This is a genomic window from Cellulomonas alba (assembly GCF_030362835.1).
GTDB classification, from domain to species: Bacteria; Actinomycetota; Actinomycetes; order Actinomycetales; family Cellulomonadaceae; genus Cellulomonas; species Cellulomonas alba.
Window position 1 is genome coordinate 42,869 of sequence record NZ_JAUCGQ010000003.1, and the last position, 22,217, is coordinate 65,085.

21 protein-coding genes are annotated in these 22,217 nt (G+C 74.2%); 11 read left to right on the forward strand and 10 right to left on the reverse strand.

Annotation, left to right across the window (positions count from 1 at the left end; all coding sequences use genetic code 11):
- Window positions 1-6: 6 nt before the first annotated feature.
- The 3 genes from QRT04_RS15270 to QRT04_RS15280 all read left to right on the forward strand — a co-directional run bounded on the left by QRT04_RS15270 (window position 7) and on the right by QRT04_RS15280 (window position 2,428).
- Complete coding sequence (locus QRT04_RS15270) at window positions 7-912, forward strand: DUF6325 family protein (protein ID WP_289456445.1); 906 nt, start codon at window positions 7-9, stop codon at window positions 910-912.
- 10 nt (window positions 913-922) lie between these two features.
- Window positions 923-1,258 carry an SHOCT domain-containing protein gene (locus QRT04_RS15275; RefSeq protein WP_289456447.1) on the forward strand — a complete coding sequence of 112 codons (336 nt, stop codon included), beginning with the start codon at window positions 923-925 and terminating at the stop codon, window positions 1,256-1,258.
- A 384-nt stretch (window positions 1,259-1,642) separates the two neighbouring features.
- Window positions 1,643-2,428: a C40 family peptidase gene (locus tag QRT04_RS15280; RefSeq protein ID WP_289456448.1), complete on the forward strand. Its 786-nt coding sequence runs from the start codon at window positions 1,643-1,645 to the stop codon at window positions 2,426-2,428.
- Between the two features lie 103 nt (window positions 2,429-2,531).
- Here QRT04_RS15280 and der read toward each other — a convergent pair whose 3' ends face one another.
- The 10 genes from der to QRT04_RS15330 all read right to left on the reverse strand — a co-directional run bounded on the left by der (window position 2,532) and on the right by QRT04_RS15330 (window position 12,577).
- The gene (gene der, locus QRT04_RS15285) at window positions 2,532-4,040 is read right to left on the reverse strand and encodes a ribosome biogenesis GTPase Der (RefSeq protein ID WP_407653646.1); all 1,509 of its coding nucleotides are present in this window, start codon (window positions 4,038-4,040) and stop codon (window positions 2,532-2,534) included.
- A 102-nt stretch (window positions 4,041-4,142) separates the two neighbouring features.
- The gene (locus QRT04_RS15290; RefSeq protein WP_289456450.1) at window positions 4,143-4,823 is read right to left on the reverse strand and encodes a lysophospholipid acyltransferase family protein; all 681 of its coding nucleotides are present in this window, start codon (window positions 4,821-4,823) and stop codon (window positions 4,143-4,145) included.
- Window positions 4,820-5,512 carry a (d)CMP kinase gene (gene cmk, locus QRT04_RS15295; RefSeq protein ID WP_289456451.1) on the reverse strand — a complete coding sequence of 231 codons (693 nt, stop codon included), beginning with the start codon at window positions 5,510-5,512 and terminating at the stop codon, window positions 4,820-4,822. Before cmk ends, QRT04_RS15290 begins: the two co-directional genes overlap by 4 nt.
- Window positions 5,509-6,654, reverse strand: coding sequence for a prephenate dehydrogenase (locus QRT04_RS15300; RefSeq protein ID WP_289456453.1), 1,146 nt, complete (start codon window positions 6,652-6,654; stop codon window positions 5,509-5,511). The genes cmk and QRT04_RS15300 overlap by 4 nt, the downstream gene beginning before the upstream one ends.
- A gap of 1 nt (window position 6,655) precedes the next feature.
- Entirely contained in the window at window positions 6,656-7,441 is a 786-nt protein-coding gene (locus QRT04_RS15305) for a pseudouridine synthase (RefSeq protein WP_289456455.1), read from the reverse strand.
- A gap of 566 nt (window positions 7,442-8,007) precedes the next feature.
- Window positions 8,008-8,664, reverse strand: coding sequence for an SMC-Scp complex subunit ScpB (gene scpB, locus QRT04_RS15310; protein ID WP_407653654.1), 657 nt, complete (start codon window positions 8,662-8,664; stop codon window positions 8,008-8,010).
- Window positions 8,665-8,780: 116 nt separating this feature from the next.
- Window positions 8,781-9,725 carry a segregation and condensation protein A gene (locus QRT04_RS15315; protein ID WP_289456457.1) on the reverse strand — a complete coding sequence of 315 codons (945 nt, stop codon included), beginning with the start codon at window positions 9,723-9,725 and terminating at the stop codon, window positions 8,781-8,783.
- Window positions 9,709-10,575, reverse strand: a complete 867-nt coding sequence (locus QRT04_RS15320; protein ID WP_289456459.1) for a ParA family protein — start codon at window positions 10,573-10,575, stop codon at window positions 9,709-9,711. Before QRT04_RS15320 ends, QRT04_RS15315 begins: the two co-directional genes overlap by 17 nt.
- Window positions 10,576-10,632: 57 nt before the next feature.
- Window positions 10,633-11,592 carry a site-specific tyrosine recombinase XerD gene (locus QRT04_RS15325; protein ID WP_289456460.1) on the reverse strand — a complete coding sequence of 320 codons (960 nt, stop codon included), beginning with the start codon at window positions 11,590-11,592 and terminating at the stop codon, window positions 10,633-10,635.
- Window positions 11,593-11,599: 7 nt separating this feature from the next.
- A complete protein-coding gene (locus tag QRT04_RS15330) occupies window positions 11,600-12,577 on the reverse strand; it encodes a heme o synthase (protein ID WP_289456738.1) in 978 nt (325 codons plus the stop codon).
- 350 nt (window positions 12,578-12,927) lie between these two features.
- Here QRT04_RS15330 and tkt point away from each other — a divergent pair, with 350 nt between their 5' ends.
- The 8 genes from tkt to QRT04_RS15370 all read left to right on the forward strand — a co-directional run bounded on the left by tkt (window position 12,928) and on the right by QRT04_RS15370 (window position 22,175).
- The gene (gene tkt / locus QRT04_RS15335) at window positions 12,928-15,108 is read left to right on the forward strand and encodes a transketolase (RefSeq protein WP_289456461.1); all 2,181 of its coding nucleotides are present in this window, start codon (window positions 12,928-12,930) and stop codon (window positions 15,106-15,108) included.
- A 73-nt stretch (window positions 15,109-15,181) separates the two neighbouring features.
- Window positions 15,182-16,312: a transaldolase gene (gene tal / locus QRT04_RS15340; RefSeq protein WP_289456462.1), complete on the forward strand. Its 1,131-nt coding sequence runs from the start codon at window positions 15,182-15,184 to the stop codon at window positions 16,310-16,312.
- Window positions 16,309-17,850: a glucose-6-phosphate dehydrogenase gene (gene zwf, locus QRT04_RS15345; RefSeq protein WP_289456463.1), complete on the forward strand. Its 1,542-nt coding sequence runs from the start codon at window positions 16,309-16,311 to the stop codon at window positions 17,848-17,850. Before tal ends, zwf begins: the two co-directional genes overlap by 4 nt.
- Window positions 17,847-18,764 (forward strand): glucose-6-phosphate dehydrogenase assembly protein OpcA, encoded by a 918-nt coding sequence (locus tag QRT04_RS15350; RefSeq protein WP_289456465.1) that lies wholly within the window; start codon window positions 17,847-17,849, stop codon window positions 18,762-18,764. The genes zwf and QRT04_RS15350 overlap by 4 nt, the downstream gene beginning before the upstream one ends.
- Window positions 18,761-19,507, forward strand: a complete 747-nt coding sequence (pgl, locus tag QRT04_RS15355; protein ID WP_289456467.1) for a 6-phosphogluconolactonase — start codon at window positions 18,761-18,763, stop codon at window positions 19,505-19,507. Before QRT04_RS15350 ends, pgl begins: the two co-directional genes overlap by 4 nt.
- Before the next feature lie 55 nt (window positions 19,508-19,562).
- Complete coding sequence (locus tag QRT04_RS15360) at window positions 19,563-20,276, forward strand: O-methyltransferase (protein ID WP_289456468.1); 714 nt, start codon at window positions 19,563-19,565, stop codon at window positions 20,274-20,276.
- A 49-nt stretch (window positions 20,277-20,325) separates the two neighbouring features.
- Window positions 20,326-20,766: a MarR family winged helix-turn-helix transcriptional regulator gene (locus QRT04_RS15365; protein ID WP_289456469.1), complete on the forward strand. Its 441-nt coding sequence runs from the start codon at window positions 20,326-20,328 to the stop codon at window positions 20,764-20,766.
- A complete protein-coding gene (locus QRT04_RS15370) occupies window positions 20,763-22,175 on the forward strand; it encodes an MFS transporter (RefSeq protein WP_289456471.1) in 1,413 nt (470 codons plus the stop codon). Before QRT04_RS15365 ends, QRT04_RS15370 begins: the two co-directional genes overlap by 4 nt.
- Window positions 22,176-22,217 lie beyond the last annotated feature (42 nt).

The window sequence follows — 22,217 nt, forward strand, 5'->3', positions numbered from 1 at the left end:
ACGCCGATGAGTTCGCTCAGGCTCGAGCTGACGGTCGTCGGCAAGCCCCGTCCGGCCGCGATGCGCGAGCTGTCCGAGGTGGGGCTGCGGTCGAACGCGACGGTTCTCGAGGCGCACGTCCGCGACTCGGCCGCCCTCTACGGTGTGCTGCAGCGGCTCGCGTCGCTCGGCATCGAGCTCCTCGCGCTCCGCGTCTCCCCCGAGGACCGCGCGGACGTCGAGATCGTGGTGCGTGGTCCTGTCGGCCCGTTGCTGGAGCGCATGCTCGCGGACGTGGCGCACACCCACCCCGTCGCTTCGGCCGGCTTCGAGGTCGAGCAGCTCGAGCTCGCCGACGTGCTGAGCCGGCTCGAACGGCTGGCCGAACTACCCGAGCCGGGTGACGCCGCCGGCGTGGTCCCGGATGAGGCTGACGAACGAGCGACGGCCCACCTCGGGCCGCCGCGTGACGCGCACGATGGGGAGGCCCAGATGGCACCGCAGCTCGAGGAGATGGGACCGATCGACTACCTCGTGGTCGAGTTCCCCGAGAACCGGCTCAACGGCACGGCGTTCCCGCTGCTCGTCGACCTCGTCGAACGCGGGATCATCCGCGTGCTTGACCTGCGCTTCATCACCAAGGACAGCGACGACCGCGTGCAGGGCGTCTCGATCCAGGATCTCGACGTCGACGGCGACTTCGACCTGACGATCTTCGAGGGCGCGTCGTCCGACCTGCTGGGCGACGACGACCTTGCCGAGGCCGGGAACGCGCTGACGCCGGGCAGCGCGGCCGGGATCCTCGTGTACGAGAACGCGTGGGCCGCACCGTTCGCGACCGCGCTCCGCGAGGGCGGGGGTCAGCTCGTCGCGAGCGGGCGCATCCCCGTCCAGGCGATCCTCGCCGCACTCGACGCCACCGACGCAGCCTGAGGAGGTCATCATGCCGGGACTCATCCGCGGGGTCGCCCGCACCGCCGTGATCGCGGGGACCGCGTCCGCCGTGTCCGGTCGCGTCCAGCGCCGCCAGCAGGGCCGCTGGGCCGAGCAGGACGCGCAGGCCGCGGCGCAGCAGAGCTACGCGCAGCCGCAGTACGCGCAGCCGCAGGCGCAGGCCTACGCCCAGCCGGTCTACGTGACTCCCGTCGCCGCCCCCGAGCCGGAACCGCTCGACATGGACACGAAGATCGCGCACCTCAAGCAGCTGGCCGAGCTGCGCGACGCGGGCGTCCTGTCGCCCGCCGAGTTCGAGGCGCAGAAGGCAGTGCTGCTCGGCTGACGCGCGTCGGCCGCGGCTCGCAGCGCCGCACACGCCCTCGGAGAGACGAACGGCCCGTCCGCCGCCGCGCGGACGGGCCGTTCGCATGCCCGCTCGTGGAGCGGCGCTGGGCGGTTCGTGAACATCCTGCGTGGTCCCCGTAGCCGTGATGGACATCTGTCCAGATTTGCCGGGTTGCACCCATCTCCCTCGCCTACGGTGCTTCGGACGGGCTGGCGCGGACCTTCCGCGGGGGCTGCGGTGCCGAGGCGCACGCAACGAGACCCTCCCGTCCCCGTACGGCCGACAAGGTTCGACCGACGACCGCGACGCGCGGGCCAACAGCACACGAACGACCTCGACGAGGCCGTGCTGTGCCGTACGCGTCGCCCGGAGGACACGACCATGAACGAACGACACCACCGCGGGGTACGCCGCACGCTCGGCGTGCTCGTCACGGCGGTTGTCGCGACGGCGGGGCTGAGCGCACCGGCGTTCGCCACCGACCCGGCCGCCGGCACCACCGGCGGGACGACCCAGAGCACCACCACACCGACCGTGGCGTCGCACACGACGATCGCCGTGGACCGCTCCTTCCAGCGCAGCGCGCCGCCGGTCGCCACCGTCCGCACCACCGCGGACGGCAAGGCGACGCCGAGCACCACGACGCTCTACGTGTCCGGCAAGCGCGTCGCCACGGTGAAGACGACCGGCACCACGAAGGTCCGCCTGCCTCGCCAGCTCGGCGTCGGGCGCCACTCGGTGGTCGCGGTCTCCACGCCGGCGACGACCTCCGTGAAGAAGAGCGAGGCGCGCACCACCGTCACCGCGCACAAGTACGGCTCGCGCATCGTCGAGGACGCCGTCACGTACTCGGGCGTCCGTTACAAGCACGGCGGCACGTCGCGGCACGGCATGGACTGCTCCGGCTTCACGCAGCGCGTCTTCCGCGACACGCACGTCAAGAAGCTGCCGCGCACGGCCTCGGCGCAGGCACACGTCGGCAAGCGCGTGTCGCGCGCGCACGCGCGTCCGGGCGACCTCGTGCACACCACGGGTCACGTGGGCATCTACGTCGGCGACGGCAAGATGATCGACGCGCCGCGCCCCGGCAAGAAGATCCACGTGCGGACGATGTACGCCGCGCACTGGACCTTCATCCGCGTCTCGAACGCCGCCATCACCATCTGAGGTCCCCGGGACCTCACGCAAGAGGCCGCCCCACCGCGCTCGTCGCGGCCGGGGCGGCCTCGTCGTCGTCCGTGCGGTCGGCGTCGCCGCGCCTCGTCGCCCGTCAGCGGCGGCGCTTCTCCCGCACGCGGACGCCGATCGAGATGGGCGTGCCCTCGAAGCCGAACGTCTCGCGCAGGCGGCGCTCGATGAACCGGCGGTAGCCCGGGTCGAGGAACCCGGTCGTGAAGATGACGAACCGCGGCGGGCGCGTCGATGCCTGCGTCGCGAAGAGGATGCGCGGCTGCTTGCCGCCACGCAGCGGGTGCGGGTGCGCCGCGACGAGCTCGCCGAGGAACGCGTTCAGGCGGCCGGTCGAGATGCGGGTGTCCCACGACTCGAGCGACCGCTCGAGCGCCGGCACCAACCGGTCCGCGTGCCACCCCGTGCGTGCCGAGACGTTGACGCGCGGCGCCCACTGCACCTGCACGAGCTCCTGCTCGATCTCGCGCTCGAGGTACGGCCGGCGGTCCTCGTCCATGAGGTCCCACTTGTTGTACGCCACGACGAGGGCGCGCCCGGCGTCGATGACCTCCTGCACGACGCGCACGTCCTGCTCCGTCATCGGGGACGACGCGTCGACGAGGACGATCGCCACCTCCGCCTTCTCGATGGCCGCCTGCGTGCGCAGGCTCGCGTAGAAGTCGGCACCCGACGTCTGGTGGACCCGGCGCCGGATGCCCGCGGTGTCGACGAAGACCCACGGCTTGCCACCCAGCGCGACGAGCTCGTCCACCGGGTCGCGCGTCGTGCCCGCGGTGTCGTCGACGACCACCCGCTCGGCGCCCACGAGCTTGTTCAGCATCGAGGACTTGCCGACGTTCGGTCGGCCGACGAGCGCCACGCGGCGCGGCCCGTCGGGCAGCGCGACCCCGTGCGCCGACTTCTCGGGCAGCACGTCGAGGATCGCGTCGAGCAGGTCGCCCGTGCCGCGGCCGTGCAGGGCCGAGACGGGGAACGGCTCGCCGAGCCCGAGCGACCACAGCACGGCGGCGTCGGCCTCGCCGGCCGGGCCGTCGACCTTGTTGGCGCACAGCACGACGGGCTTGCCCGAACGGCGCAGCAGGCGCACGACCTGCTCGTCGGTGTCGGTGGTGCCCACCGTCGCGTCGACGACGAACACGACGGCGTCGGCGAGCGCGACCGCGACCTCGGCCTGCTCGGCGACCCGGGCGTCGATGCCCGCGACGTCGACCTCCCAGCCGCCCGTGTCGACCAGGGTGAACCGGCGGCCCGACCACTCGGCCGGGTAGCTCACCCGGTCGCGCGTGACGCCCGGCTTGTCCTCGACCACGGCCTCGCGGCGGCCCAGGATGCGGTTCACCAGGGTCGACTTGCCGACGTTCGGTCGACCGACCACTGCGAGCACCGGCAGCGCCTCCGCACCGCCGCCCTCCTCGAGGCCCAGGTCGACGCCGTGCAGCAGCGCGAGGTCGTCGTCCTCGAGCTCGTACTCGTCGAGGCCCGCGCGCAGCGCGCGCTCGCGGTCGGCGTCACCGGCCTCGTCGGGCATCGCGACCGCCTCGTCGAGGGCGGCGTCGAGCTCGGGCTGCGCGGGGTCGAGGTCGCTCATGGCGACCATTCTCCCCTGCCGACGGGCCCGCACCGCGCGGGGTCGGTATCGGCGGTCGCGGCGACGCCGAGCGCGGGTGCGCTCAGGGGGGCGCGGATCGCCTCAGACGCCGGCGCGGTTCGGGTCGTCGGTCGGCAGGGCCAGCCCGGTGCGCGCTGCGGCACGTCCGACGAGCACGGCGAGCGCCTCGCGGATCGCCTCTCCCGCCGCCGCGACGCCCGCGCGGCCGGTCAGGTGGTCCCACGTGACCGGCACCGGCTGACCGAACTCGACCCGGAGCGGCCGTCGCGGCGCGGGCACGTGGCCGACCGCCTCACCGGTGCGGCGCGTGCCGAGGATCGCCACGGGCACCACCGGTGCGTGCCCGTGCACGGCGAGCCACGCGACGCCCGCACGCGCACTCGTCGCGTCGCCGCGGCCGCGGTTGCCCTCCGGGAAGACGCCCACCGCTCCCCCGCGTCGCAGCACGCCGAGCGCGGCCGCGAGAGCAGCCCGGCCGCCGGCGCGGTCGACGGGGATCTGCCCGGCGCCCCGCAGCACGGCGCCGACGGGGCCGTGGAACATCTCGTCCTTGACGAGGATGTGCGCGGGTCGCGGCGCGGTGCCGATCAGCAGCGGCCCGTCGATGACGCCCGTGTGGTTGGCGGCGAACAGCACGGGACCGTCCACCGGCACGTGCTCCGCGCCCTCGACGCGCGTCGCCCACCAGACGCGGGCCAGGAACCGACCGACCTGGCGCGCCCAGACGGGTCCCCGGGGCGACGGCGACGCGGGCTCGGTCACGCGCGGGCCGCCACCACGTCGAGCACCGCCCGGACGGTCTGCTCGAAGTCGAGGTGCGACGAGTCGACCGTCACGACGCCGTCGGCCGCGACGTGGAACTGCACGACGGTCGAGTCGTCGGCGTCGCGCCGCAGCACCTGGTCGCGCGTCGCCTCGACCGCGGTCGCGTCGGCCGTCCCGTGCACGTCGAGCGCGCGGCGCGCGAGGCGCGCCTCCTCGCTCGCGGTGAGGAGCACGCGCACGTCGGCGTCGGGGGCGACGACCGTCGTGATGTCGCGGCCCTCGGCGACCACGCCCCGACCCCCGGCGAAGCCGTCGGCGCCGCGCTCGGCGTCGATGGCGGCGCGCTGGCGGAGGCGCAGCTCCTCGCGCACGTCGAGGTTGGTGGCGACCTTGCTGACCGCCTCCGAGATGCGTGTCTCGCGGATCTCCGCGCTCACGTCGGTGCCCCCGACGGTCACGGCCGGTGCCGACGGGTCGACACCCATGGCGAGCGGCAGGCGGCGCACCTCGGCGGCCACCGCGACCGCGTCGTCGAGCGCGACGCCGGTGTGCAGGCACCACCAGGTCGCGGCGCGGTACATCGCACCCGTGTCCAGGTACGCCAGGCCGAGCTCGCGCGCCACGGCACGCGACACGCTGGACTTGCCCGAGCCCGAAGGCCCGTCGATCGCGACGACGAGCGTCACCGCACCAACCTCCACCCGCGCTCCGTGAGCGCCGTCTCGAGACGTTCGACGGCGCCCGGGAGCACCGAGATCGCCGCCATGCCGACCGGTCGACGCGCGGCGTGCTCGAGCTGCAGGTCCTCGAGGTTCACGCCCGCGTGGCCGACGTCCGTGAGCAGCCGGGCGAGCTCGCCCGGCTCGTCGGGCACCAGCACGGTGACGACGCCGTAGTCGCGCCGCACGCCGCCGTGCTTGCCCGGGATGCGCGCGACGCCGGTGTTCCCGTCGTCGATGGCGCGCGCGATCGACGCGAGCGCACCGGGCCGCACGGCGGCACCGCCGCTCGCGTCGTGCGCCGCGCCGAGCGCGGCGATCACCTGGTCGAGGTCCGCGCGCACCGCCTCGAGAACCCGGCGCACCTCGCCCGCGTTGGCCGCGAGGATCGACGTCCACAACGCAGGGCTCGACGCCGCGAGGCGGGTCACGTCCCGCAGGCCCTGGCCCGCGAGGCCGAGCGCGGCGTCGTCGACGTCGACGAGCCGAGCCGCCACCAGGCTCGCCGCGAGCTGCGGCACGTGGGACACCACCGCGACCGCGGCGTCGTGCGCCGCCGCGTCCATCGTGACGGGCAGGCCGCCCAGGTCCACCACCAGCGCGCGCACTGCGAGCACGGCGTCCGCCGACGACGTGCCCGAGTCCGCGATGACCCACGGCCGGCCGAGGAACAGGTCCGGGAGCGCAGCCGACGGGCCCGACCGCTCGCGCCCCGCCATCGGGTGCGAGCCGACGTACCGCGTGAGGTCCGCGCCCGACGCGCGCAGCTCCGCGAGGACCGACGCCTTGATGCTTGCGACGTCCGTGACGACTGCCTCGGGCCACGCGCCGAGCTCCTGCGCGACCACGCGGGCCGTCACGTCCGGCGGCGCGGCGACGACGACGAGTGCAGGCGGCGCGTCGCCCTCGGCGGCGAGCCGGCCCGCGCCGACGTCGCGCGCGAGCGCGAGCGCGGTCGGGGACGGGTCGTCGAGGACGACGTCGACCCCGCGCGTGGACAGCCCCAGGCCGACCGACGCGCCCAGCAGGCCTGTGCCGACGACCCGCACCGGTCCGCGCGTCGCGAGCTGGTCGGTGTCGCCGGGACGAGCGCCCTCCGGACCACCCACGTCAGAGCCCGACCGACGTCATCAGCGAGCCCACCTCGGTCTTGCCCAGCACGCGGGTGCGGCCCGGCTTGAGGTCGCCGAGGCGGATCGGGCCGATGCGGGTGCGCACCAGGCGCGTCACCGGGTACCCGGCCTCCTCGAAGATGCGGCGGACGATGCGGTTGCGGCCCTCGTGCAGCACCACCTCGACGAGGCTCGCGTGCGGCAGCGCCTGCACGATGCGCAGCTCGTCGACCGCCGCGGGGCCGTCCTCGAGCTCGATGCCCTTCTTCAGCCGCGCGCCGAGCGACGGCGGCACGCGCCCCTCGACGTCGACGAGGTACGTCTTGGCGACGCCGTGCGCCGGGTGCGACAGGCGGTTCGCGAGCTCGCCGTCGTTGGTCAGCAGGATCAGGCCCTCGGAGTCCGCGTCGAGCCGGCCGACGTGGAACAGGCGCTCCTCGCGGTTCGCGACGAGCTCGCCGATCGAGGGGCGGCCCTCCGGGTCGTGCATCGTCGAGACGACGCCCTTCGGCTTGTTCAGCGCGATCGTGACGACCGACGCGTCGAGCTGGATGCGCAGCCCGTCGACGTGGATCGCGGCCCGCTTCGGGTCGACGCGCACGCCGAGCTCGGTGACGACCTGGCCGTCGACCTCGACCCGGCCGGACGCGATCAGCTCCTCGCACGCGCGGCGCGAGCCGAGGCCCGCGTTGGCGAGCACCTTCTGCAGACGCACGCCCTCGGGGTCGTGCACGTCGAGGTCGGGCGTCGGCTGGGCGGGCGGACGGCGGCGAGCGCCGCGCACCGGCTGCTTCGGCCAGGGCGCACCCGGGCGGCTCGGGCGGACGGCCGGTCCGCGCGACGTCGACGCGTTGCGGGGCGAGCCCGTGCCGCGGGTCGTCGCGGAACCGCCGCGGGGTGCACCGGCCGAGGTCGAGCCACCGCGGGCCGACCCGCCACCACGCGCACCACCCGTGGACGACGTCCCCCGGGCCGGACCGCCCGTCGAGGACGAGCCACGCGACGCACCACCGATCGACGGCGACGTCCCACGGCCCGCGTCACGACCCGTGGACGAGCCCCGGCCCGTGGCAGACCCCCGGCCCGCGGCCGCACCGCCCCGCGCCTGACCCGCGCCCGCTCCTCCGCGTCCGGGCGCGCCACCGCGCGCCGAGCCCGCTCCACCGGTCGCGCCGCGCGCTCCGGGACGCCCGGTGCCGCCCGTGCCGCCGCCGCTGCCCGCCGGCTTGCCGCCACGTGCGTCGCCTCGCCCGGTGCCGCCACCGCGGCCCGCGCCGCCGGACGGTCGGCCGGCGCCGCCTCCGCGTGCACCGTCTCGGCCGGTGCCGCCACCGCGTCGCTCCTGCGGGCTCATCTCGTCTCCTCCGTCGCCGCGTCGACACCCTCGAGCGCGTCGATGTCCGGCAGGTAGGGCGCCAGCGGGGGCAGCTCGTCGAGGCTCGACAGGCCCATCCGCTCCAAGAAGTATCCCGTGGTCGCGTACAGGACCGCGCCACTGCTCGGTTCGGTGCCCACCTCACCGACCAGGCCGCGCGCGGTCAGGGTGCGCATCACGCCGTCGACGTTGACGCCGCGGACCGCCGACACCTGGCCGCGCGTCACGGGCTGTCGGTACGCGACGACGGCCAACGTCTCGAGGGCCGCCTGCGTGAGCCGCGCGGTCTGCCCCTCGAGCACGAACCGGCCGACCACGTCGGCGTAGGCGGCGCTCGAGTAGATGCGCCAGCCCTCGCCGGCGCGCCGGAGCTCGAAGCCGCGCGGACGGCCGCCGAACGCACCGCGGTACTCCGCCGCCAGCTCGTCGAGCAGCGCCTCGACGCGCGCGGTGGGCAGCGCGAGGACGGCCGCGAGCCGGACCGCGGGGATCGGCTCGTCCGCGACCATCAGCACGGCCTCGAGCGCCGCGAGCGCACCGCCGGGCAGGTCGTCCACGTCGAACGCGAGCTCGTCGGCCTGCGCGACCTCGGGCTCGCCCGCGGCGCCGCTCGCCTCGTCGGTGGCGTCGATGACGTCGGTGACGTCGTCGCGTCCACCGGCCGCGCGCGCGGGGTCGTCCGCGGCGATCGCCGCGTCCGGCTCGTCGTCGAGCGCCCCGTCGCCGGGTGCCGTGAAGTCGGCGTCGGTCACCGGTCCGTCCCTTCCTCGTCCTGCACCTGCTGCGGGTCGCCCGCTGCGAGCGGCTCCTCCGCGTCGGCCGCGGGGTCGGGCTCGTCCCCCGGCCCGGCCGTGACGTCGAGCTCGTCGAAGTCGCCGGACACCGTCACGTCGCCCTCGGCCGCGCCCGTCCAGCGCACGGTCAGCTCGCCGAGCGGCGTCACCTGGTCGAACGCCACGGCACCCTCGCGGAACAGCTCGAGCAGCGCCAGGAACCGGGCGACGACGACGATCGTCGCGCCCGCGTCGGCGACGAGCGTGCGGAACGACGACGCGCCGCCGTGCCGCAGCCGGTCGACGAGCACGGCCGCCTGCTCGCGCACCGACACCGGCGGGGCGTGCAGGTGGCTGATGTCCACGCCGGGTGGCGGCGGCTTCGGCGCGAGCGTGCGCGCGGCCAGGGCGGCGAGCTGGTCCGGACCGACCTGCCAGACGAGCTCCGGCAGCAGCGCGGCGTACTGCGGCTCGAGCGTCACGAGGCGCGGGAACCGCCGCCCCTCGGTGGCGAGCCGCTCGCCGAAGTCGCCGGCCACGACCTTGTACGCGCGGTACTGCAGCAGGCGGGCGAACAGCAGGTCGCGGGCCTCGAGGAGCTCGAGGTCCTCGTCGTCCTCGACCTCTGCGGACGGCAGGAGCCGCGCGGCCTTGAGGTCGAGCAGGGTCGCGGCGACCACCAGGAACTCGCTCGCCTGCGAGAGGTCCCACTGCTGCTCCGCGGCGCGGATGTGCGCGATGAACTCGTCGGTCACCTTCGCGAGCGCGACCTCGGTGATGTCGAGCTTGTGCTTGGCGATCAGGCCGAGCAGCAGGTCGAACGGGCCCTCGAAGTTCTCGAGGTGCACCTCGAAGCCCGCGGTCCCCGCGGGCGCAGCACCGGGAAGGGGGACCGCCGGCGCGTCAGGCGGCGTCGCCACGGGCGACGAGCTCGCGCGCGAGCTGCCGGTAGGCGTGCGCCCCGGCGTGCGTCGGCGCGTACGTGGTGATCGGCTCGGCCGCGACGGTGGCGTCGGGGAACTTCACGGTCCGGCCGATCACCGTCTGCAGCAGCGTGTCGCCGAACGCCTCGTGGACGCGGGCCACGACCTCGCGCGCGTGCAGCGTGCGGGGGTCGTACATCGTCGCGAGGATGCCGTCGACCTGCAGGCGCGGGTTCAGCCGGTCGCGCACCTTCTCGATCGTCTCGATGAGCAGCGCGACACCGCGCAGCGCGAAGAACTCGCACTCGAGGGGGATCAGCACGCCGTGCGCCGCCGTGAGCGCGTTCACCGTGAGCAGGCCGAGCGATGGCTGGCAGTCGACGAGGACGACGTCGTACTCGTCGAGCAGCGGCCGGAGCGCGCGCGACAGCACGGACTCGCGCGCGACCTCGCCCACGAGCTGCACCTCGGCCGCCGACAGGTCGATGTTCGCCGGCAGGAGGTCGAGGCCCTCGGTCGCGGTGGTCCGCACCACCTCGCGGACGTCGGCGTCCCGCTCCATGAGCAGGTTGTAGATCGTGCGGTCGAGCTCGTGCGGGCTGACCCCGAGGCCGACCGACGCCGCACCCTGGGGGTCGAAGTCCACGACGAGCACGCGGCGGCCCAGCTCGGCGAGCGCGGCCGCGAGGTTGATCGTGGTGGTCGTCTTGCCGACGCCGCCCTTCTGGTTGCACATCGCGATGACGCGGGCGGGCCCGTGCGACGCCAGGGGCGCGGGCACCGGGAAGTCGGGAAGCGGACGCCCGACGGCGTCGAGGGGGGTGTCGGTCGTCGAGGTGCTCACCACGGCGCACAACCTACCGGAGCGCACCCCTTCGGGACCCGCGACGAGCCGCGCGCGGCGTCACTTCGCGCGCGGGTGGGAGGTGAGGTACACCTCGCGCAGCGAGTCGGCCGTGACCGCGGTGTAGATCTGCGTCGTCGTGACGCTCGCATGGCCGAGCAGCTCCTGCACGACGCGGATGTCCGCACCGCCGGCCAGCAGGTGCGTCGCGAACGAGTGGCGCAGCGTGTGGGGCGAGACGTGGTCCGCCGTCGCGATGCCGGAGCGCTCGGCCGCGGTGCGCAGCACCGCCCACGCCGACTGCCGCGACAGCCGCGCCCCGCGGGTGTTGAGGAACACCGCCGGCGTGCCGCGGCCCGCGCCGGCCAGCGCCGGACGACCGCGCACGAGGTACGCGTCGAGCGCGTCGAGCGCGTACGAGCCGACCGGGACGACGCGCTCCTTCGACCCCTTGCCGAACAGGCGCACCGCGCCCTGGCCGGGCGTGCGGTCGAGGTCGTCGACGTCGAGCCCCACGGCCTCCGAGATGCGCGCGCCCGTCGAGTACAGCAGCTCGAGCAGCGCGCGGTCGCGCAGCGGGACGGGTCCGTCGCCGAGGCCCGCGGCCTCGAGGAGCCGCGTCACGTCGTCGACCGAGATCGCCTTGGGCAACCGCTTCGGCTGGGCGGGCGGGCGGACGTCCTGCGCCGCGTCGCGCTCCGTGACGCCCTCGAGCACCAGGAACCGGTGCCAGCCACGGATCGCGACGACCGCTCGCGCCGACGACGAGGCCACGAGGCGCGCCCGGTCGTCGGCACCCGTGCGGACCGCGAGCACGAAGTCCTCGACGTCGCGCTCGGTCACGTCCTCCGGGCGGGTGCGCCCCTGAGCGACCAGGAAGTCGACGTAGCGCGTGAGGTCGCGCCGGTACGCCCCGAGCGTGTTGGCCGCGAGGCCGCGCTCGACGGTCAGGTGCGCGAGGTACCCGTCGAGCGCGTCGTGCAGAGCAGTGCGCTCGTCGTCGCCCGCGGCGCCGGCCACCCGCGGCTCAGAAGGGCAGGAAGACGTCCACCGCGATCGCGACGGACAGCAGCGTCAGGTACGTGATCGACCCGTGGAACACGGTCATCGCGCGCAGCTTGCCGCGCGTCGGGTCCTCGGCGCGGCGCAGCAGCGTCAGGCACTGCGCGAGGAACCACGCGCCGAGCGCGGTGGCGACGACCGCGTACACCCAGGTCATGTGCGCGACCGGGATCAGCAGCAGCGAGCACGCGATCATCGCGAGCGTGTAGCCGATCATCTCGCGGGCGACCTTGGCGTCCTTGGCGACGACCGGGAGCATCGGGACGCCGGCGCGCGCGTAGTCGCCCTTGAACTTCATCGACAGCGGCCAGTAGTGCGGCGGCGTCCAGAAGAAGATGACGCCGAACAGCAGGACCGCGGCCCACGAGACGCCACCCGTGACGGCGGACCAGCCGATCAGCACCGGCATGCACCCGGCCGCGCCGCCCCACACGATGTTCTGCGGCGTGCGCCGCTTGAGGATCATCGTGTAGCCGACGACGTAGATGAGGATCGCCGCGGCCGTCAGCATCGACGACGCCGGGTTGACCACGAGCCACAGCCACGCGAGCGCGAGCACGCCCAGCACGAGCCCGAACACGAGCGCCGCGCGCGGCGTGACCTCGCCCGTGACGATGGGGCGCCGCTTCGTGCGGTTCATCACCTGGTCGATGTCGCGGTCGAGGTAGCAGTTGAGGACGTTCGCCGAGCCTGCGGCGGCCGCGCCACCGACGAGCGTCGCGACGACGAGCCCGAAGCTCGGCCACCCGCCCTGCGCCAGGATCATCGTCGGCAGCGTCGTGACGAGCAGGAGCTCGATGATGCGCGGCTTGGTCAGCGCGACGTACGGGCCGACGACCCGCCGGCCGGCCCGCCACGCGGAGCCGAGCGGGCCCGAGCGCGCCGACCCCGCGGACGGCCCGGCAGGGGCCGCGGGCACGGGCGCCGCCGCCGTCCGGCGCACGTCCGGGGTCGGCGGCGCCGACGCTCCGGGGGCGTCCAGGGACAGCGGGTTCGAGAGGCGCACGCGCAACGGGTCCGTTCGTGGTCCGGCGGGAGGAATTGTCGCGCCGCCATGCTACGGCCTGCCGATGTGGCCGGTCAGGCCACGCGCGGGGCGGCGACGTGTGAGATGCGTCCCGCCTCCGTCCGTGGTCACGCCCGGCACCGGAGCAGGGGTGCGATATACGCTCGACAGGCACGGCCGACGACCCGCGGGCACCGCGTGGCCGGCCGCCGCCGGACCCCGAGAAGAACGGTGTCCGACCACGTCCGACAGACGCCCGCGTCACGTGCGGGTGGGAATGAGGTTCGGTGAACGCGAAGGCTCCCCTGGCCCAGACGGTCGGCTGGTCCGACCTGGACGTGCGGGCGGTGGACACGGTGCGCGTACTGGCGGCTGACTCCGTCGAGAAGGTCGGCAACGGCCACCCCGGGACCGCCATCAGCCTCGCGCCCGCGGCGTACCTGCTCTACCAGAACGTCATGCGGCACGACCCGACGGACCCGCACTGGCTGGGCCGCGACCGGTTCATCCTGTCGGCCGGGCACTCGTGCCTCACTCAGTACATCCAGCTGTACCTCGGCGGCTTCGGCCTCGAGCTCGAGGACCTGCAGGCTCTGCGCACCTGGGGCTCCAAGACGCCCGGCCACCCCGAGTACAAGCACACGAAGGGCGTCGAGACCACGACCGGGCCGCTCGGTCAGGGCCTCTCGTCGGCGGTCGGCTTCGCGATGGCGCAGCGGCGCGAGCGCAACCTGCTCGACCCCGAGGCCGCGCCGGGCACGAGCCCGTTCGACCACTACACGTACGTCATCTGCTCGGACGGCGACCTCCAGGAGGGCGTCACGAGCGAGGCGTCGTCCATCGCCGGCACGCAGGAGCTCGGCAACCTCATCGTCCTCTGGGACGACAACCACATCTCGATCGAGGGCGACACCGAGATCGCGTTCACCGAGGACGTGCTCGCGCGCTACGAGGCGTACGGCTGGCACGTGCAGTACGTCGACTGGACGCACGGCGGCTCGTCGGAGGACGACTACCGCGAGGACGTCGACGCGCTCGCCGCCGCGATCGAGGCGGCCAAGGCCGTCACCGACAAGCCGTCGTTCATCGGGCTGCGGACGCTCATCGCGTGGCCGACGCCCAAGAAGACGAACGACCACAGCTCGCACGGCAGCAAGCTCGGCGCCGAGGCCGTCGCGGGTCTCAAGGAGGCCGTGGGCTTCGACCCCGAGCGCACGTTCCAGGTCGACGACGACGTCCTCGCCCACACGCGGTCGCTCGCCGAGCGCGCCGCGAAGGCCCGCACCGAGTGGACCGAGGGCTACGAGGCCTGGCGCGCCGCCAACCCGGCGAACGCCGCCCTGCTCGACCGGCTCGCCGTGCGCGGGCTGCCCGAGGGCTGGGAGTCGGCGCTGCCCGTCTTCCCCGCCGGCAAGGCCGTCGCGACGCGCGCCGCGTCAGGCGACGTGCTCTCGGCGATCGGGCCGGAGCTCCCCGAGCTGTGGGGCGGCTCGGCCGACCTCGCCGGCTCGAACAACACGACCATGAAGGGCGCGACGTCGTTCATCCCGGCGAAGCGCTCGACGCACGAGTTCGCGGGCGACGAGTTCGGGCGCACGCTGCACTTCGGCATCCGCGAGCACGCCATGGGCGCGATCCTCTCGGGCATCACGCTGCACGGCCTGACCCGCCCCTACGGCGGCACGTTCCTGCAGTTCTCCGACTACATGCGCGGCGCGGTCCGCCTCGCGTCGCTGATGGGCGCGCCCGCGACCTACGTGTGGACGCACGACTCGATCGGCCTCGGCGAGGACGGCCCGACGCACCAGCCCGTCGAGCACCTGACCGCGCTGCGCGCGATCCCGGGCCTGACGATCGTGCGCCCGGCGGACGCCAACGAGACCGCGCAGGCGTGGAAGGCGATCCTCGAGCACACGAGCGGCCCCGTCGGCCTGATCCTCACGCGCCAGAACGTGGCCACGTTCCCGCGCGGCGAGGACGGCTTCGCGGGCGCCGAGGGTGTCGCCAAGGGCGCGTACGTGCTGCTCGAGGCGAGCTCCGGCACGCCGGACGTGATCCTCGTCGGCACGGGCTCCGAGGTGCAGCTCGCCGTCGAGGCGCGCGAGACGCTCGAGGCAGCGGGCGTCGCGACGCGCGTCGTGTCGATGCCGTCGTTCGAGTGGTTCGCGCAGCAGAGCGACGAGTACCGCGAGTCGGTCTTCCCGTCGTCGGTGCGGGCCCGCGTCTCGGTCGAGGCCGGCATCGCGCTCTCGTGGCACAAGGTCGTCGGCGACGCCGGCCGGTCCGTGTCGCTCGAGCACTTCGGTGCCTCGGCGGACTACGAGACGCTCTACCGCGAGTTCGGCATCACGGCCGAGGCCGTCGTCGCCGCCGCGCACGACTCGATCGCCGCGGCCGCCGCGAACGCCGGCCCGTCGACCGCGTCCGCCGCTCCCACGAGCACCGGGACGGGCGACCAGCAGCACTGAGACGACCGGGTGGGGCCCCGCACTCCAGGCGGGGCCCCACCCGGCCAGGCACGCGCGAAGAAGGGGATCCACCATGGCACCGAGCACCACCCCGATCGAGCGACTGGCAGCGGCGGGCGTCGCCGTCTGGCTCGACGACCTGTCGCGCGAGCGGCTGCGCACCGGCAACCTGGCCGACCTGGTCGAGCAGGGCGTCGTCGGCGTGACGACGAACCCGACGATCTTCGAGAAGGCGCTGTCCGAGGGCGACGCCTACGACGAGCAGCTCCAAGAGCTCGCGAGCGCCGGCGCCGACGTCGACGACGCGGTCTTCCGCATCACGACCGACGACGTACGGACCGCCGCGGACGTGCTGCGCCCTGTCTACGACCGCACCGACGGCCAGGACGGCCGCGTGTCGATCGAGGTCGACCCCCGCCTGGCGCGCGACACCGAGCGCACGATCGCGGCCGCGAAGTCCCTGTGGTCGACCGTCGACCGCCCCAACGTCTTCGTGAAGATCCCGGCGACGGTCGAGGGCCTGCCCGCGATCACCGCCGCGCTCGCCGAGGGCATCAGCGTCAACGTCACGCTGATCTTCTCGCTCGACCGGTACCGCGCCGTGCTCGACGCGTTCCTGTCCGGCCTCGAGCAGGCCAAGGCGAACGGCCACGACCTCGCGCCGATCGCGTCGGTCGCCTCGTTCTTCGTCAGCCGGGTGGACACGGCGGTCGACGCCCGACTCGACGCGATCGGCACGCCCGAGGCGGACGCGTTGCGCGGCACGGCCGCGATCGCGAACGCGCGCCTCGCGTACGGCCTGTTCCAGGAGGTCGTGGCGAGCGACCGCTGGGCGGCGCTGGCCGAGGCCGGCGCGCACGTCCAGCGGCCGCTGTGGGCCTCCACGGGCGTCAAGGACAAGCGCTACCCCGACACGCTCTACGTCGACGAGCTGGTCGTCGCGGGCACGGTCAACACCATGCCCGAGGCGACGTTCCGCGCGGTGCAGGACCACGGCGGCGACGCCGCCGACACCGTGACGGGCACGCAGGACGCGGCCCGGCGCGTCATCGAGCGCCTCGCCGAGCTCGGCATCGACATCGACGAGGTCACCGAGCAGCTCGAGACCGAGGGCATCGACAAGTTCGACGCCAGCTGGTCGCAGCTGATCGGCACCGTCACGGACGGGCTCAAGGCGGCCGGCGCGCAGGCGGAGGGCGAGTGAGCCCGGTGAAGGTGGCTGCGGGCCACAACCCGCTGCGCGACGCTCGCGACCGTCGCCTGCCCAGGATCGCGGGGCCGTGCGGCCTCGTCATCTTCGGGGTCACGGGCGACCTCGCACGCAAGAAGCTGATGCCCGCGGTCTACGACCTGACGAACCGCGGGCTGCTGCCGCCCGGCTTCGCGCTGACCGGCTTCGCGCGGCGCGACTGGGCGACCCAGGACTTCGCGCAGATCGTGCACGACTCGGTCAAGGAGAACGCCCGGACGCCGTTCCGTGAGGCCACCTGGCGTCAGCTCTCCGAGGGCATCCGCTTCGTGCAGGGCACGTTCGACGACGACGACGCGTTCGACCGGCTGCGCGACACGGTCGAGGACCTCGACGTGCACCGCGGCACGGGCGGCAACCACGCGTTCTACCTCTCGGTGCCGCCGAGCGCGTTCCCGGTCGTCTGCAAGCAGCTGGCCCGCTCGGGCCTCTCGCAGCCCCACGACGGCAAGTGGCGGCGCGTCGTGATCGAGAAGCCGTTCGGCCACGACCTGGCGAGCGCGCGCGAGCTGCAGGACATCGTCTCGAGCGTGTTCCGGCCCGACGACATCTTCCGGATCGACCACTACCTCGGCAAGGAGACGGTCCAGAACCTGCTCGCGCTGCGGTTCGCGAACCAGCTGTTCGAGCCGATCTGGAACGCCAACTACGTCGACCACGTGCAGATCACGATGGCCGAGGACATCGGCATCGGCGGCCGTGCCGGGTACTACGACGGGATCGGCGCGGCGCGCGACGTCATCCAGAACCACCTGCTGCAGCTCCTCGCGCTGACCGCGATGGAGGAGCCCGTGTCGTTCTCGGCGCACGACCTGCGCGCCGAGAAGGTCAAGGTGCTCTCGGCCGTGCGGCTCCCCCGCGACCTCGGCCGGCACACGGCGCACGCGCAGTACGCCGAGGGCTGGCAGGGGGGCGAGAAGGTCATCGGCTACTCGCAGGAGGAGGGGTTCAACCCCCACTCGACGACCGAGACGTTCGCCGCGGTCCGGGTGGACATCGACACGCGCCGCTGGGCCGGGGTGCCGTTCTACCTGCGCACCGGCAAGCGCCTCGCCAAGCGCGTCACCGAGATCGCCATCGTGTTCAAGAAGGCGCCGCACCTGCCCTTCGAGTCGACCGCGACCGCCGAGCTCGGCAAGAACGCGCTCGTCATCCGGGTCCAGCCCGACGAGGGCGTGACGCTCCGGTTCGGCGCGAAGGTGCCGGGCACCGCGATGGAGGTCCGCGACGTCACGATGGACTTCGGCTACGGCCACGCGTTCACGGAGGCGTCGCCGGAGGCGTACGAGCGGCTGATCCTCGACGTGCTGCTCGGCGACCCGCCGCTGTTCCCGCAGAACGAGGAGGTCGAGCTCTCGTGGAAGATCCTCGACCCGATCATCGACTACTGGGCGACGCACGGTAAGCCGGACGAGTACCGGGCCGGGACATGGGGCCCGCAGTCGGCCGACGACATGATGGCGCGCGACGGGCGAACCTGGAGGCTGCCGTGATCATCGACATGCCCGACACGACGGCGCGCGAGATCTCGAAGCGCCTGCTGCGCGAGCGTGACGAGGGCGGCGCGATCGCCCTCGGTCGCGTGCTGACGCTCATCGTCGACACCGGCGACCACGACCCGGAGCACGCGATCGAGGCCGCGAACGACGCGAGCCGCGAGCACCCGTGCCGCGTGATCGTGATCGCCAAGGACACCGCGGCCAAGGCCGACACGATGGACGCGCAGATCCGTCTCGGGGGCGACGCGGGCGCGAGCGAGGTGATCATCCTGCGGCCCGGCCGCACGGTCGACCAGCACCTCGACACGCTCGTGATGCCGCTGCTGCTCCCCGACGCGCCGATCGTCGCGTGGTGGCCGTACGAGCCGCCGGACGTGCCGTCGAAGGACCCGATCGGCCGCATGGCGCAGCGCCGGATCACCGACACGTCGCGCGCCGAGACGCCCGGGAAGGCGCTGCGGCGCCTCGCGGAGGTCTACGCCGAGGGCGACACCGACCTGTCGTGGACGCGCGCGACGCTGTGGCGGGGCCTGATCGCGTCGACCCTCGACCAGCCGCCGTTCGAGCCGGTCAAGAAGGCGTACATCGCGGGCGAGAGCACGCACACGTCGGTCGACATGATGGCCGCCTGGCTCAGCCACGCGCTCAGGGTGCAGGTCGAGGTGGAGCGCATCCCCGACGCGCCCGCCATCGTGCAGGTCCGGCTCGAGCGGTCGGGCGGCGACATCGTGCTCGACCGCCCGGACGGCAAGACGGCCGCGCTGCGCCAGCCCGACCAGCCGGAGCACCGCATCGCGCTGCCGATCCGGCACCTGCGCGAGTGCCTCGCGGAGGAGCTGCGCCGGCTCGACCCGGACGAGGTCTACGGCGAGGTCCTCACGAAGGGCCTGGCGAAGGTGACCGCATGACGCGCGACGTCGTGGTCCACCCCGATCCGGCAGTCCTCGCCGAGGCGACCGCCGCTCGGCTGCTCACGGCGCTGCTCGACGTGCAGTCGCACCGCTCCCCCGTGCACGTCGTGCTGACGGGCGGCACCGTCGGCATCAAGGTGCTCGCGGCCGTCGCGGCGTCGCCGGTGCGCGACGCGGTCGACTGGTCGGGCGTGCACCTGTGGTGGGGCGACGAGCGGTTCCTGCCCGACGGCGACGGCGACCGCAACGAGACGCAGGCGCGCGACGCCTTGATCTCGGCGCTCGGCGACGCGCTGCCCGCGCAGAACGTGCACCCGATGGCCGCGCAGTCGGACGAGGTCCCGACACCCGAGGCCTCCGCCTCCGCGTACGCCCGCACGCTCGCGGAGCACGCCGCACCCGGCACGCAGGTGCCGGCGTTCGACGTGCTGCTGCTCGGCATGGGCCCCGACGGGCACATCGCGTCGCTGTTCCCCGACCACGAGGCGCTCCACGTCACGGGTGTCGCGACCGTGGCGGTGCACGGCTCGCCGAAGCCGCCGCCGCTGCGCGTCTCGCTCACGTACGAGGCGATCCACGCGGCACGCGAGGTGTGGGTCGTCGCGGCGGGTGCCGAGAAGGCCGATGCCGTGGCGTCCGCGCTGCGCGGTGCGACCGTCGCGCAGACGCCGGCCGCCGGGGCCACCGGACGGGACCGGACGAGGTGGCTGCTCGACGCCGCCGCGGCGGCGCACGTCTGACGGCGCACGGCTGATGGCGCACGGCTGATGGCGCACGGCTGATGGCGCACGGGCGATGACCGAGGACGAGCCGCCCGTCGGCGAGCACGCGTCGGCGCGCGACAGCGCGCTGCAGGGCCGGTTCGAGGCGGTCGACGCCTACTTCGCGCAGCTCGTCCCTGAGAACCCGGCGTTGGTCGCGACCCGCGAGGCGGCGGCCGCGGCCGGTCTGCCCGACATCGCGGTGGCGCCGAACCAGGGCAAGCTCCTCGAGCTGCTCGCGGTCGCCACGTCGGCGCGGCGCGTGCTCGAGATCGGCACGCTCGGCGGCTACAGCACGCTCTGGCTCGCGCGCGCGGTCGGCCCGGAGGGGCGCGTCACGACGCTCGAGCTCGAGCCGCACCACGCGTCGGTCGCGCAGGAGTCGCTGCGCCGCGCGGGGCTCGGCGACCGGGTCGACGTGCTCGTCGGCCCGGCGACCGAGACGCTCGACCGCCTCGCGGCCGAGGGCGCGGAGCCGTTCGACCTCGTGTTCGTCGACGCGGACAAGCAGCAGCTCGCGCGGTACGTCGAGCAGGCGCTCGCGCTCTCCCGGCCGGGCACCCTCATGGTCGTCGACAACGTGGTGCGCGACGGCCAGGTGATCGACCCGGACCACCCCGACGACCGCGTGCAGGGCGTCCGACGCATGGTCGACGCGCTCGTGCTGCACCCGCGGCTCGACGCGACCGTGGTCCAGACGGTCGGCGTCAAGGGCCACGACGGGTTCGCGCTGGTCCTCGTGCGCTAATAGACAGTCTGAACTGTACAGATCAGCCTGATGGATCTACGGTGGAATCATGTCCACCACCGACCTCGCGAGCGTCGAACGCACGGCCGACCAGCTGAGGGTCGTCGTCGGCCGGCTGCGCCGCCGGCTGCGCGAGGAGATCGACACGCACGAGCTCACGCCGTCGCAGACGTCGATCCTGCACCGGATCGACCGCGACGGACCGGCCACGGCGAGCGACCTCGCGGCGGCCGAGCGCGTGCGACCACAGTCCGCCGCGGCGACCATCGCCGTCATCGAGGAGCGCGGCTTCGTGGTGCGGCACCAGGACCCGCGCGACGGCCGTCGCCAGCTCGTCACGCTGACCGACGCCGGCCGCGCGTTCCTCGACGACAAGCAGCGCGCCGGCCAGGAGTGGCTCACGCGCGCGCTGTCCGAGCACCTCACCGACGCCGAGCGCGCGACCGTCGCCGACGCGCTGACCATCCTGGGACGGCTGGTCGACCGGTGACGTCGCTGCTCCACCGCACTCCCCCGCCGGGCGCGGCGGCCGCCGGGTTCGACCGGCGCCTCGTGCTGCCGCTGATGCTCGGGTCGATCCTCAACCCGATCAACTCGTCGATGATCGCCGTGACGCTCGTGCCCATCGGCATCGCGTTCGGCGCACCGCCCGCGCAGACCGTCTGGCTCGTCTCGGCGCTGTACCTCGCGACCGCGGTGGGCCAGCCCGTCGTCGGGCGGCTGGTCGACCTCTACGGCCCGCGTCGCCTGTACCTGGCGGGCACGGCCCTCGTCGGCCTCGCGGGCGTCCTGGGAGCGCTCGCGCCGTCGCTGGCGGTGCTCGTCGCGTCGCGCGTGCTGCTCGGCCTCGGCACCTGCGCGGCGTTCCCCGCGGCGATGTACCTGATCCGCAGCGAGGCGCGCCGCACGGGCAAGGACTCGCCCGCGGGCGTCCTGACGGCGCTGTCCGTGACGAACCAGACCATCGCGATCGTCGGGCCGACGCTCGGCGGGCTCCTGGTCGGCCTCGGCGGGTGGCGGACGATCTTCACGGTCAACATCCCGCTCTCGATCGCGTGCCTCGTGCTCGGCTCGCTCCGCCTGCCCCGGTCGACGCCGCTCGAGGCTCCCGGGCGCAGCGCGCGCGGAGTCCTGAGCGACATCGACGCGGTGGGCATGGTGCTGTTCGCCGCCACGCTCGGCGCGTTCATGACCACGCTCATGACGCCGCGCTGGTGGTGGCTCGCCATCGTCACCGTGCTCGTCGGCGCCGCCTTCGCCCGCCACGAGCTGCGCGCCACGACGCCCTTCCTCGACCTGCGCGTGCTCGCCACGAGCCGCCCTCTGCTCGCGACGTACGCGCGCCAGTGGCTCGGGTCGATCGTCGCGTACGCGTTCCTGTACGGGTACACGCAGTGGCTCGAGGGCACGCGCGGCTTCGCGGCGTCCGGTGCCGGGCTGCTGCTCCTGCCGATGTCCGTGACGTCGGTGGTCGTCGCGACGGTGTCCGGGCGTCGGCCGCAGATCCGGCGCAAGCTCGTCGTCGGCGCGGTCGGCCTCGTCGCGGCGTGCACCCTCGTGCTCACGCTCGGCGACAGCTCCGCCGTGTGGCTTCTGGTCGGTGTCGCCGTGCTGGCCGGCGTCCCGCAGGGCCTGCTGAGCCTCGCGAACCAGAACGCCACGTACCACCAGGCCGACCCGGGTCGGATGGGCTCGGCCGCGGGCCTGCTGCGCACGTTCCTCTACCTCGGCGCGATCGTCGCCTCGGCCGCCGTCGCGGCGGCGTTCCCCCGCGGCACGACCTCCGCCGGCCTGCACGGCCTCGCCTGGTTCCTCGTCGCCTGCGCGGTCGGCCTGCTCGTCCTCGTCCTCGCCGACCGGTCGCTGAGCCGGGTCGGCGCCCGGTCCGCCGCGCCCTGACGCGCGGACGCAGCCCCATCCCCTGACCCGGCCGCACGCCGG